The organism is Burkholderia sp. BCC0044, from assembly GCF_902832955.1.
Lineage (GTDB): Bacteria > Pseudomonadota > Gammaproteobacteria > Burkholderiales > Burkholderiaceae > Burkholderia.
The window spans coordinates 388,393-407,431 of record NZ_CADFDO010000001.1; the positions used below are offsets into that span (position 1 = coordinate 388,393).

Genomic DNA, 19,039 nt, shown 5'->3' on the forward strand with positions numbered 1-19,039 from the left:
ACTCATTAAGCCATCAAGGAGCGCGGCACTCACGTGAACAGGTTGCAATTGACGGCGAGCGTCGTCGAACGCGCACCGGTGCGATATACGCCGGCAGGTGTTCCGATCGCAAGCGCCACGTTGCATCACCGCACGGAAGTCGTCGAAGCAGGCATTCCCCGTCAGGTCGAAATGACGATCGACGCGGTGGCGGCCGGTGAGGCGAGCGGCAAGCTGGAAAGTCGTGAAATGGGCGTCGAAACGCTGTTCACGGGCTTCCTGGCCAAGAAAAGCCGCAACGCGAGAACCTTGGTGTTTCACATCACAGCATTGCAGGACATTGGAAAGGACTGAAATCATGCCCCGCCCGACTGGTAAGAAATTCGACAAGCGTCGTCAGCAACAAAACCCGCTCTTCAAGCGCAAGAAGTTCTGCCGTTTCACGGCTGCCGGCGTCGAGCAGATCGACTACAAGGACACGGAAACGCTGAAGGACTTCATCGGCGAAAACGGCAAGATCACGCCGGCTCGTCTGACGGGTACGAAGGCGCACTATCAGCGTCAGCTGGATACGGCCATCAAGCGTGCGCGTTTCCTCGCGCTGCTGCCGTACACCGATCAGCACAAGGCGTAATCAGGCGACGCAATAAGGAGAATTCGAATGCAAATCATTCTGTTGGAAAAAGTCGCCAATCTGGGCAACCTCGGCGATATCGTCAAGGTCAAGGACGGTTACGCTCGCAACTTCCTGATCCCGAACCGCAAGGCTCGCCGTGCAACGAAGGAAGCGATCGCCGAATTCGAAGTGCGCCGCGCTGAACTCGAAAAGATCGCCGCTGAAAAGCTGGCGGCATCGCAGGCAGTGGGCGAGAAGCTGAACGGCCAGTCGTTCGAAATCACGCAGAAGTCGGGCGTCGACGGCCGTTTGTTCGGCTCGGTCACGAACGGCGACGTCGCGGAACTGCTGAAGAAGGCAGGTTTCGAAGTCGAGAAGCTGCAAGTTCGCATGCCGGAAGGCCCGCTGAAGATGATCGGCGAGCACAACGTCCAGGTCGCGCTGCATACGGACGTCGTCGTCGACGTCACGATCAACGTGATCGGCGACCACGCGTAAGCGTAGACGCAAGCTTGCCGGGCGGCTTCCGCCGTCCGGACAAGGGCAGGCGCCCGGGTAACCGGGGCCTGCCTTTTTTATTGCCCGCTCGCCGGCAAGCGGTGGTAGCGCTGCCGCCATCTATTCGCGATAATCCCAACCCATGAACGCGCCGCAAGATCCCCAAATCGAATCGCTGAAAGTCCCGCCGCATTCGGTCGAAGCCGAGCAGTCGGTGCTCGGCGGCCTGTTGCTCGACAACGCGGCATGGGACCGGATTGCCGACTTCCTGTCGCAGGGCGACTTCTACCGCTACGACCACCGGATCATCTACGAGCACATCGGCCGCCTGATCGCGTCGACGCGCCCGGCCGACGTCGTGACCGTGTACGAAGCGCTGGTCACGTCCGGCAAGGCCGACGACGTCGGCGGGCTCGCGTACCTGAATGCGCTCGCGCAGAACACGCCGAGCGCGGCGAACATCCGTCGCTACGCGGAAATCGTGCGCGACCGCGCGGTGCTGCGCCGGCTCGTGTCGGTCGCCGACGAGATCTCGGCCGACGCCTTCAATCCCCAGGGCAAGGAAGTCCGCCAGCTGCTCGACGAAGCCGAATCGAAGGTGTTCTCGATCGCCGAAGAGGGCGCGCGCGGCAATCAGGGCTTCCTCGAGATCGGCCCGCTGCTCACGCAGGTGGTCGAGCGCATCGACACGCTGTACCACACCGCGAACCCGAGCGACGTCACCGGCACGCCGACGGGCTTCGTCGACCTCGACCGGATGACGTCGGGGATGCACGGCGGCGAGCTGATCATCGTGGCCGGAAGACCGTCGATGGGTAAGGCGCAGCCGCTCGATGCAAAGGTAAAGACACTGAGCGGCTGGAAGCGCATGGGTGAACTGGCGATCGGTGACGCGCTGGCATCTGTCGACGGCGCGCCGTCGATGGTTACCGGGATCTACCCGCAGGGCGAACGCGAGGTGTATCGGGTCCGCTTTTCGGATGGGCGTTCGGCCGAATGCTGCGACGAGCACTTGTGGTGCGTCCATTTCCGCGAGTGGGAAAAGCCGCGCGTGCTGTCGACCGCGGAGATTCGCACGTTGCTGACGCGCGAACGCTACCGGAACCGGTTGTGGATCGACATGCCGAGCGGCGAGTTTGGTCATCGCGAGGCGCTGCCGGTTGATCCGTGGGTGCTCGGCGCGCTGCTAGGCGACGGTGCGCTCGGCGGGACTGCCGTGCGTTTCAGCGTGAAGGCCGAGGAAACGTTGAGCCGGATGCGCGCGCGTGTCGACGCGTCGCTCGAACTTGAATACGCAGGTCAGTACGACTGGCGCATCAAGCGCCGGCCGTCGACGGCCGCCGCGGCCCGGCCGTCCGTCAACCCGCTCAAGGCTGCGCTCGAGCAACTCGGTGTGTGGGGGAGGACGAGCTACGACAAGTTCATCCCGCGTATCTACCTCGATGCGGACAAGGACGCGCGGCTGGATGTGTTGCGCGGGCTGCTCGACACGGACGGCTGGGTCGAATCGTGGGGTACGGTGCGTTATTCGACCGCCAGTGCGCAGTTGGCGAGCGACGTGCGCGAACTGGCGCGTTCGCTCGGTGCGTGGTGCCAGGTTGCCGAAAAGGCGACGAGCTTCACGGTCGACGGCGAACGCAGGGCCGGTGCGACGGCTTACATCTGCACGATCAGTCATCCGGATCCGCAGAGCCTGTTCCTGTTCGAGGGCAAGCGCGAGCGGCTGACGGCCGGGCGGACGCGCCGCAAGCTGCCGGTGATCACGGGTATCGAGCCGTCGCGCCGGGCAGCCACGCAGTGCATTTCGGTTTCGCATCCGTCTCGGCTGTACGTGACCGACGATTACGTCGTGACCCACAATACGGCGTTCTCGATGAACATCGGCGAATACGTCGCGGTCGAGTACGGGCTGCCGGTCGCGGTGTTCTCGATGGAAATGCCGGGCACCCAGCTCGTGATGCGTATGCTCGGCTCGATCGGCCGGCTCGACCAGCACCGGATGCGTACCGGCCGCCTGACCGACGAGGACTGGCCGAAACTGACGCACGCGGTGCAGAAGATGAGCGAGGCGCAGCTCTTCATCGACGAGACGGGCGGTCTGAACCCGATGGAACTGCGCTCGCGCGCGCGGCGTCTTGCGCGGCAGTGCGGCAAGCTCGGCCTCATCATCGTCGACTACCTGCAGCTGATGTCGGGTTCGTCGCAGGGCGAGAACCGCGCGACCGAAATTTCGGAAATCTCGCGATCGCTGAAGAGTCTCGCGAAGGAGCTCGACGTGCCGGTGATCGCGCTGTCGCAGCTGAACCGAGGCCTCGAACAGCGTCCGAACAAGCGTCCGGTGATGTCGGATTTGCGCGAATCGGGTGCAATCGAACAGGATGCGGACGTGATCCTGTTCATTTACCGTGACGAAGTCTACAATCCGGACAGCCCGGACAAGGGGACGGCCGAAATCATCATCGGCAAGCAGCGTAACGGGCCGATCGGCCCCGTTCGGCTCACGTTCCTGGGGCAATACACGAAGTTCGATAATTTTGCAGGGGCGCAGACCTTCTACGGCGAGTAACGCCGATTGTAAAGTCCTAAATCGCCAAGCGTTGTATCCAATCCCGGCGTGCGCATATGCGCACGTCGCGTCGCGACCGGAACCGGTACAATGTCGCCCGTTTTCGTGACAGTAGTTTGACAATCTCTCAGGAATCCCATGTTCGGTCGATTCATGCCCACCGAGGGCAAGTTCTTTGAACTCTTCAACGCGCACGCGAAGCACATCGTTTCCGGTGGCCGCGAGCTCGAACTGCTGATCGACAATCTCGCCGACGCCGAGATTCACAAGCAAAACGTGCAAATCGCCGAGAAGGCCGCCGACAAGCTCACGCACGAGGCGATTGATCTGCTGCACAAGACTTTCATCACGCCGCTCGATCGCGACGAGATCCACAAGCTGATCACGACGATGGACGACATCCTCGACCTGATGGAGGACGTCGCCACGGCCGTGTCGCTGTACGACGTGCAGTCCGTCACGTCCGAGGCGAGCCAGCTCGCGCACATCGTCACGCAGTCGGCGCAACACGTGCAGCAGGCCGTCGGCTTGCTGTCCGACATGAAGCAGTCGGCGCAGATCCTCAAGCAATGCGAGGAAATCGACCGCTGGGAGTCGGAGGCCGATCGCGTGCTGCGCGCGGCGATGTCGAAGCTGTTCCGCGAGGAAGACGACGTGAAGACGCTCATCAAGCTGAAGGCGATCTACGAGCTGCTCGAAGAGATCACCGACAAGTGCGAGGACGTCGCGAACATCATCGAAGGCATCGTGCTGGAAAACGCCTGAGCGGACCACGATGCATTCGATACAACTCGCCCTATGGATGGTCGCGACGCTGGTGCTCGTCGCGCTCGTATTCGACTTCATGAACGGCTTTCACGACGCGGCGAACTCGATCGCCACCGTCGTGTCGACCGGCGTGCTGAAGCCGCAGCAGGCCGTGGTGTTCGCGGCCGCGTTCAACGTGATCGCGTATTTCATCTTCCACCTGAAAGTCGCGCAGACCGTCGGTAAAGGCACGATCGATCCCGAGATCGTCGACCATTACGTCGTGTTCGGCGCGCTGGTCGGCGCGATCGGCTGGAACGTGATCACCTGGTACTACGGGATCCCGTCGAGCTCGTCGCACGCGCTGATCGGCGGCCTCGTCGGCGCGGCGCTCGCGAAGTCCGGCTGGAGCGCGCTGAACATCGACGGGCTGCTGAAGACGATCGCGTTCATCTTCATTTCGCCGCTGCTCGGCTTCATCCTCGGTTCGCTGTTCATGCTCGGCGTGTCGTGGCTGTATTTCCGTACCGCACCCAGCAAGGTCGACCGGCGCTTCCGCCGGCTGCAGCTGCTGTCGGCCGGCCTGTACAGCCTGGGTCACGGCGGCAACGACGCACAGAAGACGATCGGGATCATCTGGATGCTGCTGATCGCGAGCGGCTACGCGTCGGCGAGCGCCGATGCGCCGCCGGCGTGGGTGATCGGCGCGTGCTACCTGTCGATGGGCCTCGGCACGCTGTTCGGCGGCTGGCGCATCGTGCGCACGATGGGCCAGAAGATCACGAAGCTCAAGCCCGTCGGCGGTTTCTGCGCGGAAAGCGGTGGCGCGATCACGCTGTTCATCGCATCGTTCCTCGGCATTCCCGTGTCGACCACGCACACGATTACCGGCGCGATCGTCGGTGTCGGCGCGACGCAGAAGCTGTCGGCCGTACGCTGGGGCGTCGCCGGCAACATCGTGTGGGCTTGGGTGCTGACGCTGCCGGCGGCCGCGCTGTTCGCGGCCGGCGGATGGTGGATTGGCCGCCAGATCTTCTGAGTGCCGACACGGCCGGATCGACATGAAATGCGCCGCAAGCCGACAGGCTGCGGCGCATTTTCTTTTGGGGCGGCGAAAGGGGGCGGTGGGGCGGCCGCGGATACCGCCGACGTCACCGTCGTCCGGCAAGCAACAACCGGTCAGTAACTGCCGTTCGCGAACCGCGCGATCGGATCGTCAGCCGTACTCGTGCGCGAGCCGACCGGCGCGGATTGTGTCGACGCCCGCCACACCTGCGCGGGCGCGGGCTCGATACTGCGTGGGGGCGTCGACGCGGTGACGGGCGGCGGTTCGGCATCGAAGGCGGCGGCCTGGGCGGCCGTCAGCGCGGTCGTCGGAATCTGCGTGCCGACTTCGGCCGGCGCGGCCGGTGCTGCATTGGCCGTCATCGCGGCCGCATCGTCATTCACCGACGCGGCCTGCTGCCGGGCCGCCTGCATCCGTGGTGGCGGCGGTTCGTACGGATCCGCTGCCGGTACTGCCGGTGCAGCTGCGGCAGCCGTCACGACCGGCGGGGTCGGGATGGCCGCAGCCGGCGCCTGCGCCGCTCTCGCTTGCGACGACGCCGTCGCGGGCTGCCGCGGCGCGGCCGCGGCCGTCACGACCACCGGAGCGGCCGCGACCGTTGCCGGATTGCGCGGCTCGTCGCGCTTCGCCTCGTAGGTCGGCGCATCGAACGGCGTCGGGGCCGAGCGCGGCGGCGCGACGCGGCGAATGCCGTCGAATCGCTTGGCCCAGTACGGGTTCGTCAGGTAGTCGAGCCGCACGGTGCCGCCCGTCGACGGCGCGTTGACGAAGCGCAGCTTGCCGACATAGATGCCGACGTGCGAATGCGGTCGCCCGGTCGTATTGAAGAAAATCAGGTCGCCCGGCGCGATCTCGTCGGGTTCGACCGATACGCCGCGGCCGCTCATGTCGGCGGTCGTGCGCGGCAGGTTCACGTCGGCCGCGCGGCCGATCACGTAGCGCACGAGCCCGCTGCAGTCGAAGCCGCTCGTCGGCGTGTTGCCGCCCCAGCGATACGGGACGCCGACGAGGCTCATCGCCTGGATCGAGATTTCTTCCTGACCGACGCTGTGGTCGACGAATTTCGGAAAATTGGCGGGCGCCGGGAACGCACGCGGCGTCGTGATCTTCATGCCCGAAGCGGAACGCGATGCCGACTGCGGCGGCACGCTGGAACAGGCCGCAAGCAGGGAGACGACGGCGACGGGAACCCAGATTCGAAGCATGGCAAGGCGGGCGAGCGCGACGCACTCGCGAATCGTATGACGACAGACAGACCCGATGGTAGACGCTCCAGCGGGGCTTAAGCAACCATTCTTGAGAATTTACTTGAAGTTTCGTGCGTAAACTGCGTTGTTGCGTGACGAGGCGTTACCTCCGTATTCGACCCCAAATAAAAACGGCGCTCCGGAAACGGAGCGCCGCGTGGCGTCGAAAGCCGGCCGATCGGCCGGCGTGCGCGTTACAGGATGTCCGACGCGTAGTCGGCGAGCCGCGAGCGTTCGCCGCGCGCGAGGGTCACGTGGCCACTGTGGCCCCAGCCCTTGAAGCGGTCGACGACGTAGGTGAGGCCCGAGCTGCCTTCGGTCAGGTAAGGCGTGTCGATCTGCGCGATGTTGCCGAGGCAGACGATCTTCGTGCCGGGGCCCGCGCGCGTGACGAGCGTCTTCATCTGCTTCGGCGTCAGGTTCTGCGCCTCGTCGATGATCAGGTACTTGTCGACGAACGTGCGGCCGCGCATGAAGTTCATGCTCTTTACCTTCAGGCGCGAACGGATCAGCTCCTGCGTCGCCGCGCGGCCCCATTCGCCGGCCGCGTCGTCGGTCTTCTGCAGCACCTCGAGGTTGTCGTCGAATGCGCCCATCCACGGCTGCATCTTCTCTTCCTCGGTGCCGGGCAGGAAACCGATGTCCTCGCCGACGGGCACGGTCGCGCGCGTCACGATGATCTCGTTGTAGCGCTTGTCGTCGAGCACCTGCGCGAGGCCGGCCGCGAGCGCGACGAGCGTCTTGCCGGTGCCGGCCTGGCCGAGCAGCGTGACGAAGTCGATCTCGGGGTTCATCAGCAGGTTCAGCGCGAAGTTCTGCTCGCGGTTGCGCGCGGTGATGCCCCACACGTTGTTCTTGTGGTGGCTGTAGTCGCGCAGCGTCTGCAGCAGCGCCGTCTTGCCGTTCAGCTCGCGGACGATCGCGTGGAACGTCGGTTCGCCGTTCTGCGGCTCGAGATAGACGAACTCGTTGACGAGCATCGACGCGACGAGCGGGCCGGTCACGCGGTAGTACGTGGTGCCCGTCTTCGTGTCCTGCCAGCTCTCCATGCCCTTCGCATGCTTGGTCCAGAAGTCCTGCGGCAGCTCGCGCACGCCGTTGTACAGGAGATCCGAATCCTCGAGTACCTGGTCGTTGAAGTAGTCTTCCGCGGGCAGGCCGAGCGCGTGCGCCTTGATCCGCATGTTGATGTCTTTCGACACCAGCACGACCTGGCGGTCGGGCCGGTCGCGCTGCAGCGCGCGCACGACGCCGAGGATCTGGTTGTCAGCCTTGCCTTCGGGCAAGCCTTCGACCGGCGCGATGTCGGCGAGCTTCGTCTGGAAGTACAGGCGGCCGAGCGCGTCGCGGCTGCCGAGGCGCGACAGCGGAATGCCGGCCGTGATCGGGCCGCCGTCGGCGACGAGCGCGTCGAGCGTGCGGCTGACCTGGCGGGCGTTGCGCGCGACTTCGGACATCCCCTTCTTGTGGTTGTCGAGTTCCTCGAGCGTCATCATCGGCAGATAGACGTCGTGTTCCTCGAAGCGGAAGAGGCTGCTCGGGTCGTGCATCAGCACGTTGGTGTCGAGCACGAACAGTTTCTGCTGTTCGGTTTCGGCGGGCTTGCGGCTGCGCGACTTCGTCGCGGCGCCGGCATCGCGCGCGGGCGCGGCGGCCGGTTTCCCGGCGGCCGGCTTGTCGTCGCGTGCCACCACCGGCGCCGCGGGTTCGGCGGGCGCCTGCAGCGGCTGCAGCAGCGCGGCCGTCTGTCGGGTCTTGCGGCCGCGCGCGGGTGCGCTCGCGGCGTCGGGCGCCGAAGACGCGACGGCACGCAGCGGCGCGGCCGTGTTCGCGGCTTCGATCATCGGTTGGGCCACGCTGGCCGGACCATAGTCACCGGCTGTGGATGCGTCCCCTTCGGCGGATTTCTTCGCGGCTTTCGCGGGCCGCGCTTTCGCCTTGTATTCGTCGGGCGGCAGCAGGCTGCCGAGCTTGCTGGGGGGGGTAGGCAAAGGCATGGTGTCCCTCGGGAGGAATCGTGTCGCATGGCGTGCGCCGCTGATCGCATCCTGCGTGACGTAGACGCATGCAGTTTGCGCGCGGTGGCGCACAGGAATTTCGTCTAGCCGGTTCGCCTAAGTGTCGATCAGCTCCTCGATGCGGTAAAGGCCGGACCGGGGAGGGCCGGCGCGCGTTCCATAAAAAAAGCCGCTGCCCCGTCGACAGGGGCATGCGGCTCGGCTGATGCCGTCGTGATGCGCGTCAGGTGCCGGGAAGCAATGCAACGGGCACCGGCGCAGCTACGAGAAATATGGGGCGAACTGGCATTCATTGCGGCCCAATATAACGCGCCTCAAAGCGCTTGTACAGCCTTTAGCACGTCGTCCACGTGACCCGGTACCTTGATGCCGCGCCATGCCTGGCGGAGCACGCCGTCGGCGTCGAGCAGGAAGGTCGAGCGCTCGATTCCGCGCACTTCCTTGCCATACATTTTCTTCATCTTGATGACATCGAACAACGCGCACAACGCTTCGTCGGCGTCCGAAATCAGCGGGAACGGCAGTTCGAGCTTCGCCTTGAAATTGTCATGCGAGCGCAGGCTGTCGCGCGACACGCCGATGACTTCCGCACCGGCTTTCTTGAACTTCGGATAGAGATCGCGGAACTGCAGGCCTTCGGTCGTGCAGCCCGGCGTGTTGTCCTTCGGATAGAAGTACAGCACGAGCTTCTTGCCCTTCAGGTCGGACAGCGAAATGTCGCCGCCCGTGGCCGGTGCGGTGAAATCGGGAACTTGACGGTCAACTTCGACAGACACGTGTTTCTCCTGTTGTTATGGAAAGGCGCCGCTGCGGCGGCGCGGTTCGGCGGGGCGTCGCGGCAGCGCGCCGCAAGGGCGCAGCGGCGACGCCGGCTCGCGCGAACTCAGTCGGGCTGGACGATCAGCTCGCCGGAGCGGCCGGGGATTTCGCCCCATGCGACAGGGTACGATGGCAGCGAGGCGCGGTCCAGCGTCGCGTGGTAGTCGCCCATCGTCGCAAACGTGTGGCCTTGCGCACGCCAGCCGGCGAGCAGTTGCTCGAACACAGGCGCGAGCTTCTGGCCTTCGAGTTCCGCATGCAGCGTGAACACCTGGTCGTGCGGATTGGTTTCGGTGAACGCGAGGATGTGCGCGGCGACGTTGTGCGTGTCGATGCCGTCGACGCCGAGCACTTCGTCGAGCGTCGGCAGCGTGGTCGGCATCTGCACGTGCGACAGCGTGCGGCCGCCGACGACGGGCAGGTACGGCGAATGGCCGCGGCCGTCGGATGCGTAGCGCATCCCCCATGCATCGATCTGCTCGAACGCGGCGTCGTTCATCTGCCAGCCGGCCGCGCCGTGCGTGACGGGCGGCGCGCCGAAGATCTCGACGAAGCGCGCGTGACTCTTCTGCATTTCACGCGCGGTCCAGTCGCGATCGCGTGCGCGCACGTTGTCCTGCCAGACGACGTGATCCCACGTGTGGATCCCGCATTCGAAGCCGGCCTCGTGAATCGCGCGCATGTCGGCGATCGCGCGGCGGCCGATGTCGGGGCCGGGCAGCAGCACGCCGTACATCAGCTGCTTCACGCCGTAGTGCTCGACCACCGACGTGCGCGACACCTTCTTCAGGAAGCCCGGGCGGAACACGCGCCGCAGCGCCCAGCCCGTGTGGTCGGGCCCGAGGCTGAAGAGGAAGGTCGCGCGCGCGTTGAAGCGGTCGAAGATGCGCGCGAGGTTCGGCACGCCTTCGCGTGTGCCGCGCAGCGTGTCGACGTCGATCTTGAGGACGATACGAGCCAAGCGAACGTCCCGGTCAGCCTTGCTGTTCGACGAGCGCGCGTGCGTCGGCGACGTGGCCGCGATACGCTTCGAAGATGTTGCGCAGCGCGTCGTCGAACGTCGCCTGCGGCGCCCAGCCGAGCTCCTGCATCGTGTTGTCGATCTTCGGCACGCGGTTCTGCACGTCCTGGTAGCCGTTGCCGTAGTAGGCGCCGGACGTCGTTTCGACGAGCTTCACCTGCTTGGCCGAATCGGCGTACTCGGGGAATTCCGCGGCCAGTTCGAGCATCTTGTGCGCGAGCTCGCGAACCGAGAAGTTGTTCTTCGGATTCCCGATGTTGTAGATCTTGCCCGACGCGACGCCGCCCTTGTTGTCGATGATCTTCATCAGCGCGCTGATGCCGTCGCCGATATCGGTGAACGCGCGCTTCTGCGAGCCGCCGTCGACGAGGCTGATGTTCTCGCCGCGCACGATGTGGCCGAGGAACTGCGTGACCACGCGCGAGCTGCCTTCCTTCGGCGTGTAGATCGAGTCGAGGCCCGGGCCGATCCAGTTGAACGGACGGAACAGCGTGAAGTTCAGGCCTTCCATCCCGTAGCCCCAGATCACGCGGTCCATCAGCTGCTTCGAGCACGCGTAGATCCAGCGCGGCTTGTTGATCGGGCCGTAGGTGAGCGCCGACGCGTCCGGGTCGAACTGTTCGTCCGAGCACATGCCGTAGACCTCGGAGGTCGACGGGAACACGAGGTGCTTGCCGTACTTGACGGCCGAACGCACGATCGGCAGGTTCGCCTCGAAGTCGAGTTCGAACACGCGCAGCGGCTGCTGGACGTAGGTGGCCGGCGTGGCGATCGCGACGAGCGGCAGGATCACGTCGCACTTCTTCACGTGATACTCGACCCACTCCTTGTTGATCGTGATGTCGCCTTCGAAGAAATGCATCCGCTCGTGGTTGACGAGGTCGCCCAGCCGGTCGGTCTGCATGTCCATGCCGAACACTTCCCAATCGGTGGTTTCAAGAATGCGCTTCGACAGGTGATGGCCGATGAAGCCGTTCACACCCAGGATCAGGACTTTTTTTGCTTTCATGAATGACGGGAAGAATGAATGAACTGCGCGAATTCCGCGGGCGTCACGACGGTTTCGCTGCCGTCGCGCTGCTGCCAGAGCTCGAGAATGGATAGGGCGCGGCTGTCGCCGCAGACGCCGAATAGCGCATTATCGCTTACGTGCAGGCCGGGCGGCAAATCTGCCGCGGCGGCGGCGATCGTGCTGCCGGGCGCCGCGAGGCGCGCACGCGCGATCACGAAGCGCGTGCCGTCGACGTCCGTGAATGCGCCCGGATACGGGGGCGCGACCGCGCGCACCAGGTTGTAGACCTGCGCGGCCGGCTTCGACCAGTCGACGCGGCCGTCCTCGGGCTTGCGCCCGCCGTAGTAGCTGCCGGTCGCGAGGTCGTTCGGCAGGTGCGGCGCCTCGCCCGCGAGCAGCGCAGGCAGCACGCGCCACAGCGTCTGCTCGGCGGCCACCGTGACCTTGTCGAACACCTGCGCGGCCGTGTCGTCCGGCAGGATCGGCACCGCGGTCTGCGCGATGATCGCGCCTGCGTCGGGTTTGGCGGCCATCTCGTGCAGCGTCGCGCCGGTCTCGGTCTCGCCGTTCAGCACGGCCCAGTTGGTCGGTACCCGACCCCGGTATTTCGGCAGCAGCGAACCGTGCATGTTGTACGCGCCGCGCGGCGCGATCGCGAGCAGGTCCACCGGCAGCATGTGCCGGTAGTAGAACGAGAAGATGAAATCGGGCCGCGCGTCGGACACCGCGCGGCGCAGCGCCGGATCGGCCGGGTCGGCCGGCGTGAGCACCGGAATGCCGTGTTCGGCAGCGACCGACGCGACGCTGCCGAACCAGATGTTCTCGTTCGGATTGTCCTCGTGCGTGACGACCAGCGCGACGTCGACGCCGCGCGCGAGCAGCACCTGCAGGCACCGCACGCCGACGTTGTGATACGCGAAGACGACCGCGCGCGGCTTCATTGCGCGGCTCCCGGGCGGTTCGCGGCGGCCGGCACCGCCGGCATGCCGTCGTGCTGCTCGAGCACGGCCTGGATCAGGTAGCGCGGCCGCGCGCGGACCTGCTGGTAGATGCGGCCGACGTATTCGCCGAGCAGGCCGAGCGCGAAGATGATCACGCCGAGCAGGAAGAACGTGATCGCGAACAGCGTGAACACGCCTTGCACTTCCGCGCCGACGATGAAGCGGCGCACGAGCAGCAGCACGAACAGCGCGGCGGAGCCGAGCGACAGGATCACGCCGATGAACGACAGCCACTGCAGCGGCACGACCGAGAAGCCCGTCACGAGGTCGAAGTTCAGCCGGATCAGGCTGTACAGCGAATACTTCGATTCGCCCGCGAAGCGTTCCTCGTGCGCGACCTCGATTTCGGTCGGGTTCTGCGCGAACGTGTACGCGAGCGCGGGGATGAACGTGTTGACTTCGCCGCACACGTTGATCGTGTCGATGATGCGGCGGCTGTACGCGCGCAGCATGCAGCCCTGGTCGGTCATCTTGATGCGCGTGATGCGCTCGCGCAGCCGGTTCATCATCTGCGACGCCTTGCGCCGCCACAGGCTGTCCTGGCGCTGCTTGCGGATCGAGCCGACGTAGTCGTAGCCCTCGCGCATCTTCGCGATCAGCTTGCCGATTTCCTCGGGCGGGTTCTGCAGGTCGGCGTCGAGCGTGATGGCGATCTCGCCGCGCGACTGCGCGAAGCCCGCGAGGATCGCCATGTGCTGGCCGTAGTTGCCGTTGAGCAGCACGACGCGCGTCGTGTCGGGCCGGACGTGGAACTGATCCGCGAGGATCGCGGCCGAGCGGTCGCGGCTGCCGTCGTTGATCAGGATCACTTCGTACGACGTGTCGAGTGCGTCGAGCGCCGGATACAGCCGCGCGAACAGCGCGGCGAGGCCGTCTTCCTCGTTGTACACGGGGATGATGATCGATACTTCGGGCCGGCCGGCGTCCAGGTGCGCGGCGCCCGGGTGCCCGGCGCCCGGATGCCCGGCGCGTGCTTCAAGGTGACTCATGTACGCTTATTTTCCGTATTGTTCGCAAATCTGATTGACGGCGTCGACCACGCGACGCACGTCGCCTTCCGTCATCTGCGTAAACAGCGGCAGCGTGACGGTCGACGCGCCGTACCGTTCGGCGTGGGGGAACATGCCCTCCTTGAAACCGCGCGCACGGTACAGCGTGAAAAGATGGATCGCCGGGTAGTGGATGCCGGTGCCGATGCCGCGTTCCTTCATCTGCGCCATGAACTCGGCGCGCGTGATCGTCAGCCGCTCGAGCGGCAGCGTGACCAGGAACATGTGCCAGTTGCCGTTCTCGAATTCGGCGACCGGCAGGCCGAGGCCCAGCTTCACGGCCGCGCCGCCGTCGAACGCGGCGAAATACGCGCGGGCGAGCGCGCGGCGCTGCGCGGTGAAGCGCTCGATGTGCGGCAGCTGGCCGAGGCCGACGCGCGCGGCGACGTCGGTCAGGTTGTACTTGCCGCCGAGCACGTCGCAGTCCATCCCGTCGAAGCCGGTGCGCGTGATGCCCTGCAGCCGGTACTTCTGCGCGAGCACGGCTTCGTCCTCGTTGTTCAGCACGAGCGCGCCGCCTTCGATCGTCGTCAGGTTCTTGTTCGCGTGGAAGCTGAACGACACGATGTCGCCGATCGCGCCGATGCGCTTGCCGTGCCACGTCGAGCCGAACGCCTGCGCGGCATCCTCGATCACGCGCAGCTTGTGCGCACGGGCGATCGCGTACAGGCGGTCCATGTCGACCGGCAGGCCGGACAGGAACACGGGAATGATCGCCTTCGTGCGCGGCGTGATCGCCTGCTCGAGCTTGTCGAGGTCGATGTTGCGCGTGACGGGATCGATGTCCGCGAACACGGGCGTCGCGCCCGTCTCGATGATCACGTTGCTGGTCGAGACCCACGACGCCGGCGTCGTGATCACCTCGTCGCCGGGGCCGACGCCCGCGATGCGCAGGCCGATCTCGAGCGTGCAGGTGCCCGAATTGAACGCGCGGACCGGGCGGCCGCCGCAATACTCGGACAGCGCGGCTTCGAATTTCTGGCACTGCGGGCCGGTGGTGATCCAGCCCGAGCGCAGCACGTCGACGACGCCCTGGATGGTTTCCTCATCGATCTCGGGGCGGGTGAACGGCAGAAACGGAGCAGTAGTCTGGCTCATGAACGCGTTGGGCCTGTAATGGCGTGTAATAAAAGGGTCGGGCGATCCGTCCGAAACCGGCATTAAACACCGGTTGACGGATTCGCACCGTGATTTTTTGTAGGCGGACGCTTAACGAACGCTGGGGCCGCGAGCCGCGCTCAGCTGCGCGCGAGCACGAGCACGCCGATCAGGATGATGCCGATGCCGACGAATTTCTGGATCGACAGCACCTCGCCGAACAGGTACCACGCCGCGAACGCGTTGACGACGTAGCCGAGCGACAGCATCGGGTACGCGATCGACACGTCGACCCGCGACAGCCCGACGATCCACACGACGACGCTCAGCACGTAGCAGCCGAGCCCGCCGATGATCGGCAACTGGGTCGCGATCTTGAACCCGACCGGGATGATGTTCGCACGGCTGAATTCGAAGTGTCCAACGGCGTTGACGCCGGCTTTCAGCAGAAGTTGCGCACAGGCGTTGAGCATCACGCCGGTGATGATGCAGACGAACGAAACGGGATTCATGTGGGGGACGTCCTTACGATTGCGGTTTCTCGACGATCACGCGGCGGTTGTCGCGCGCGATCACGCGCATCGGTACGCCTTCCTTGACCAGCGCGTCGTACTGGCCGGGCGGCATGATCGCGAGCGCATGGGTGTCCTGCTTCCAGCGCGTGATCCATTCGCCGACGGTCGGGACCCACTTGTTCGGCTCGACCGAGATTCCGAACGCGAGCTCGTCCTGGCGCTGGACCATGATCGTCGTGTGGCCCATGTAGAACGGGAACGTGTGATCGAGCATTTCGATCGAGTAGAACGGCGTGTTGGCCGGCAGTTTCGCCAGTTCGGCGCGTACGGCCGGCGCGAGCAGCGCGCCCGAGCTGTAGCGGCCGAACTCGTCGTGCCCGGTGCCGCCGATCGTCCCGAACGCGAGCCATGCGGCGCCGAACGCGGCGAGCGCGGCGGCCACGCCCGCGCGGCGGTTCAGCCACGCGGCCGCGAGCGTCAGCGCGGCCGAGACCGCGAGACCGGCGTACAGCCACATCTGGAATGCGCGATACAGCGCGTTCGGCGTGCGGGCGTCGCCCTGGTACGCGAGGAAGATGATCCCGAACGCCGCGGCGACGAAGAACACGAGATAGCCGAGCAGGTGGCGGCGGAACCGGTCGGCGGTCATCAGCGGCAGGTACGCGCCGATGATCAGCGCGAGCGCCGGCGCGACCGGCAGCACGTACGAGATCAGCTTCGAGTGCGACGCGCTGAAGAACAGGAAGATGAACGCGCTCCAGATCAGCAGCACGAGCATCGGCGAGAAGCCGTTCGGCTGGCGCGGCATCCGCAGCGCATGGCGGATGCTCTGCCACGCGACCGACAGCCATGGCAGGAAGCCGACCAGCAGCACCGGCACGAAGTAGTACAGCGGGCCCGGGCGGTTCTGTTCCGGAGTCAGATATCGGCGGAACTGCTGGACGACGAAGAAGAAATTGAAGAACTCGGGGTTGCGCTGCTGGACGAGCACGAACCACGGCGTGACGATCGCGAAGAAGATCACGAGGCCGCTGACGAGGTACAGGCGCTTCCACAGCGCCCAGTCGCGCGCGATCAGCGTATACAGCACGAGCACGGCGCCGGGCAGGATCAGGCCGACCAGGCCCTTGGACAGCACCGCGAGCGCCATCGCGGCCCAGCACGCCCACATCCAGCCGCGCACCGCGGCCGGGCGCAGCCCGGGCCGCTGCGCGAGCAGCAGCGAGCAGAGCGACGCCGCCATCCAGAACGCGAGCCCCATGTCGAGCGCGTTGAAGTGGCCCATCAGGTTCCAGTACGGCGCGCTGGCGAGCACGACGGCCGCGAGGAAGCCCGACAGCGGGTTGAACAGCCGCGCGCCGGTGTAGCCGACGAGCAGCACGCCGGCGAAGCTCGCCACCGCGGTATAGAGGCGCGCCTGCCATTCGCCGAGGCCGAACCACGCGAACGTCAGCGCGTTCAGCCAGGTCTGCAGCGGCGGCTTCTCGAAGTACTTGTAGCCGTTGTAGCGCGGCGTGATCCAGTCGCCGGTGACGAACATCTCGCGCGCCATTTCCGCGTAGCGGCCTTCGTCGCTCGGGATCAGGTGGCGCAGCCCGAGCGGCGCGAACCAGACGATCGCGAGCGCGACGAGCAGGAGGACGAGCGTGATGCGATTGAGCGGTAGCCTGGACGGCGTATCGTTCATGGGTTTTCAGCCTGTTGGTTGTTGTGACGGGGCCGCCGGCGGGGTGCGCCGGGGCGGGCGGCCTGGCCGGGACGATCCGGGGATCGACCCGCTGCGCCGGCCCGAGTTTTACCGCATCGGGGATTAACGTTCAATTAAGAGCGCGGCGGCGACTTTGCGGCCCTCGGCCATCAGGATGTTGTAGGTGCGGCAGGCGGCCTGGAAATCCATCGTCTCGACGCCGATCCGCTTCGCGGTGAGCGCCGCGACGAGCCGCGGGTGCGGGAAGCGCAGCCGCGCGCCGCTGCCGAAGATCACGAGTTCGGGCGTCGGGTCGAGCAGCATCGCGAAATGCTCGGGCGCGAGCGCGTCGAACGACGACACGGGCCACGCCTGGACCGGCGCGCCGGGCAGCACGATGACGCTCGTTTCGTGGCGTTCGAGATTGACGTCGACATAATCGGGGCCGTAGCCGGTGACGGTATTGAGCGCGCCGCTCGTGTCCTGGTGCAGTTTCAAATCGGTATTCCGCGGTTCCGTAGGGGAATGGATCGGCAGGGCCGCAGGGGCCCGGCGGGCCGGTTTCGCGCGCTCCGGCACGCGCGGACGCCCGACGGCGCGGGCCCGGCGCGGCTATGGTGCATTGCGAAAGTCGGCCAAAATCCGCTAAATTATAACTTTTTGGTCGCCTGCGGGCGCCACTTGCGTCGTGCGTCGCCACAAGCTGCGTCCGACCGCCGCTTTTTCCCAGCCTAGACAGCGCGCACAGACCGGCCGCTTTCCAGTTTTGATCCCGTCCCCCCGGCCGCAAGGCCAACCCAGGAACCGTGTCGTCGTGAAACCGATTCAGAAGTCGAACAAGCTGCTCAACGTCTGCTACGACATCCGTGGCCCGGTGCTCGAGCACGCGAAGCGCCTCGAGGAAGAAGGCCACCGCATCATCAAGCTGAACATCGGCAACCTCGCGCCGTTCGGATTCGACGCGCCGGACGAGATCATCCAGGACATGATCCGCAACCTGCCGGCGTCGTCCGGCTATTCGGATTCGAAGGGCGTGTTCTCGGCGCGCAAGGCCGTGATGCACTACACGCAGGAAAAGGGCGTCGTCGGCGTCGGCCTCGACGACATCTACATCGGCAACGGCGCGTCCGAGCTGATCGTGATGGCGACCCAGGCGCTCCTGAACGACGGCGACGAAGTGCTGCTGCCCGCGCCCGACTACCCGCTGTGGACGGCCGCCGTGAGCCTGTCGGGCGGCACGCCCGTGCACTACGTGTGCGACGAGCAGAACGCGTGGATGCCCGATCCCGACGACATCCGCAGCAAGATCACGCCGAACACGAAGGCGATCGTCGTGATCAACCCGAACAATCCGACCGGCGCGCTTTATTCCGATGAATTGCTGCTCGAACTGCTCGAAATCGCGCGCGAGCACGGGCTGATCGTGTTCGCCGACGAGGTGTACGACAAGATCGTCTACGACGGCCTCGAGCACACGGCGCTGGGTGCGCTGTCGGAGGACGTGATCACCGTCACGTTCAACAGTTTGTCGAAGAGCTATCGCTCGTGCGGCTATCGCGCGGGCTGGATGGCCGTGTCGGGCCTCGGCGGCGACAACCGCCGGCGCGCGAAGGATTACCTCGAAGGGCTCGGCATCCTGTCGTCGATGCGCCTGTGCGCGAACGTGCCCGGCCAGTTCGCGATCCAGACGGCGCTCGGCGGCTACCAGAGCATCAACGAGCTGATCGTGCCGAGCGGGCGCCTGTACAAGCAGCGCGAACTCGCGTATGACATGCTGACGTCGATCCCGGGCGTGACCTGCGTGAAGCCGCAGGCCGCGCTGTACATGTTCCCGCGCCTCGACCCGAAGCTCTACCCGATCCAGAACGACCAGCAGTTCATTCTCGACCTGTTGCTCGAGGAGCGCGTGCTGCTGGTGCAGGGCACGGGCTTCAACTGGGCGACGCCGGACCACTTCCGCGTGGTTTTCCTGCCGAACCTCGACGACCTGGCCGATTCGATCAACCGGATCGCACGCTTCCTCGACGGCTACCGCAAGCGCCATTCGGTCTGAGCGGGCAGGGTCACACGGAACTCACTACTTCTTACTCATCGATCACA

The 19,039-nt window shown here is 65.6% G+C and carries 18 protein-coding genes and 1 pseudogene; 8 read left to right on the forward strand and 11 right to left on the reverse strand.

The window, feature by feature from the left end:
• The first annotated feature begins 33 nt into the window (after nucleotides 1-33).
• The 6 genes from priB (at nucleotide 34) to HWX14_RS01770 (ending at nucleotide 5,445) form a co-directional block, all read left to right on the forward strand.
• On the forward strand, nucleotides 34-333 hold the full coding sequence (priB, locus tag HWX14_RS01745) for a primosomal replication protein N (RefSeq protein WP_175684470.1): 300 nt from the start codon (nucleotides 34-36) through the stop codon (nucleotides 331-333).
• Nucleotides 334-337: 4 nt separating this feature from the next.
• Nucleotides 338-613, forward strand: coding sequence for a 30S ribosomal protein S18 (gene rpsR, locus HWX14_RS01750; RefSeq protein ID WP_006486248.1), 276 nt, complete (start codon nucleotides 338-340; stop codon nucleotides 611-613).
• A 27-nt stretch (nucleotides 614-640) separates the two neighbouring features.
• Nucleotides 641-1,093 carry a 50S ribosomal protein L9 gene (gene rplI / locus HWX14_RS01755; protein ID WP_021156519.1) on the forward strand — a complete coding sequence of 151 codons (453 nt, stop codon included), beginning with the start codon at nucleotides 641-643 and terminating at the stop codon, nucleotides 1,091-1,093.
• Nucleotides 1,094-1,235: 142 nt separating this feature from the next.
• On the forward strand, nucleotides 1,236-3,659 hold the full coding sequence (dnaB, locus tag HWX14_RS01760) for a replicative DNA helicase (protein ID WP_175881302.1): 2,424 nt from the start codon (nucleotides 1,236-1,238) through the stop codon (nucleotides 3,657-3,659).
• Nucleotides 3,660-3,797: 138 nt separating this feature from the next.
• Nucleotides 3,798-4,424, forward strand: coding sequence for a DUF47 domain-containing protein (locus HWX14_RS01765; protein WP_006478627.1), 627 nt, complete (start codon nucleotides 3,798-3,800; stop codon nucleotides 4,422-4,424).
• Between the two features lie 10 nt (nucleotides 4,425-4,434).
• On the forward strand, nucleotides 4,435-5,445 hold the full coding sequence (locus HWX14_RS01770) for an inorganic phosphate transporter (RefSeq protein WP_175881303.1): 1,011 nt from the start codon (nucleotides 4,435-4,437) through the stop codon (nucleotides 5,443-5,445).
• Nucleotides 5,446-5,585: 140 nt separating this feature from the next.
• Here HWX14_RS01770 and HWX14_RS01775 read toward each other — a convergent pair whose 3' ends face one another.
• Nucleotides 5,586-6,677 (reverse strand): C40 family peptidase, encoded by a 1,092-nt coding sequence (locus tag HWX14_RS01775; RefSeq protein WP_175881304.1) that lies wholly within the window; start codon nucleotides 6,675-6,677, stop codon nucleotides 5,586-5,588.
• Between the two features lie 236 nt (nucleotides 6,678-6,913).
• A complete protein-coding gene (locus tag HWX14_RS01780) occupies nucleotides 6,914-8,716 on the reverse strand; it encodes a PhoH family protein (protein ID WP_175881305.1) in 1,803 nt (600 codons plus the stop codon).
• Here HWX14_RS01780 and HWX14_RS36845 point away from each other — a divergent pair.
• Nucleotides 8,612-8,838: pseudogene (locus tag HWX14_RS36845) on the forward strand (hypothetical protein); the annotation flags it as partial. The gene HWX14_RS01780 and the pseudogene HWX14_RS36845 sit on opposite strands and share 105 nt — an antisense overlap.
• A 213-nt stretch (nucleotides 8,839-9,051) precedes the next feature.
• Here the strand turns inward: HWX14_RS36845 and HWX14_RS01785 are convergent.
• The 9 genes from HWX14_RS01785 to HWX14_RS01825 all read right to left on the reverse strand — a co-directional run bounded on the left by HWX14_RS01785 (nucleotide 9,052) and on the right by HWX14_RS01825 (nucleotide 17,437).
• On the reverse strand, nucleotides 9,052-9,513 hold the full coding sequence (locus HWX14_RS01785) for a peroxiredoxin (protein ID WP_006482867.1): 462 nt from the start codon (nucleotides 9,511-9,513) through the stop codon (nucleotides 9,052-9,054).
• Nucleotides 9,514-9,620: 107 nt separating this feature from the next.
• The gene (locus HWX14_RS01790; protein WP_175881306.1) at nucleotides 9,621-10,517 is read right to left on the reverse strand and encodes a polysaccharide deacetylase family protein; all 897 of its coding nucleotides are present in this window, start codon (nucleotides 10,515-10,517) and stop codon (nucleotides 9,621-9,623) included.
• Nucleotides 10,518-10,530: 13 nt separating this feature from the next.
• Entirely contained in the window at nucleotides 10,531-11,586 is a 1,056-nt protein-coding gene (locus tag HWX14_RS01795; protein WP_060733329.1) for a bifunctional UDP-4-keto-pentose/UDP-xylose synthase, read from the reverse strand.
• Entirely contained in the window at nucleotides 11,583-12,530 is a 948-nt protein-coding gene (locus HWX14_RS01800) for a formyltransferase (protein ID WP_175881307.1), read from the reverse strand. The genes HWX14_RS01795 and HWX14_RS01800 overlap by 4 nt, the downstream gene beginning before the upstream one ends.
• Nucleotides 12,527-13,579 carry a glycosyltransferase gene (locus HWX14_RS01805; RefSeq protein ID WP_244130155.1) on the reverse strand — a complete coding sequence of 351 codons (1,053 nt, stop codon included), beginning with the start codon at nucleotides 13,577-13,579 and terminating at the stop codon, nucleotides 12,527-12,529. The genes HWX14_RS01800 and HWX14_RS01805 overlap by 4 nt, the downstream gene beginning before the upstream one ends.
• Before the next feature lie 6 nt (nucleotides 13,580-13,585).
• Nucleotides 13,586-14,737 (reverse strand): DegT/DnrJ/EryC1/StrS aminotransferase family protein, encoded by a 1,152-nt coding sequence (locus HWX14_RS01810; protein ID WP_175881308.1) that lies wholly within the window; start codon nucleotides 14,735-14,737, stop codon nucleotides 13,586-13,588.
• A 140-nt stretch (nucleotides 14,738-14,877) separates the two neighbouring features.
• A complete protein-coding gene (locus tag HWX14_RS01815; protein WP_050013231.1) occupies nucleotides 14,878-15,249 on the reverse strand; it encodes an EamA family transporter in 372 nt (123 codons plus the stop codon).
• Nucleotides 15,250-15,262: 13 nt separating this feature from the next.
• Nucleotides 15,263-16,939, reverse strand: a complete 1,677-nt coding sequence (locus HWX14_RS01820) for a glycosyltransferase family 39 protein (RefSeq protein ID WP_175881309.1) — start codon at nucleotides 16,937-16,939, stop codon at nucleotides 15,263-15,265.
• 123 nt (nucleotides 16,940-17,062) lie between these two features.
• Complete coding sequence (locus HWX14_RS01825; protein WP_012328660.1) at nucleotides 17,063-17,437, reverse strand: Mth938-like domain-containing protein; 375 nt, start codon at nucleotides 17,435-17,437, stop codon at nucleotides 17,063-17,065.
• A 316-nt stretch (nucleotides 17,438-17,753) separates the two neighbouring features.
• Between HWX14_RS01825 and HWX14_RS01830 the strand changes: the two genes are divergently transcribed.
• Entirely contained in the window at nucleotides 17,754-18,992 is a 1,239-nt protein-coding gene (locus HWX14_RS01830) for a pyridoxal phosphate-dependent aminotransferase (RefSeq protein WP_175881310.1), read from the forward strand.
• Nucleotides 18,993-19,039 lie beyond the last annotated feature (47 nt).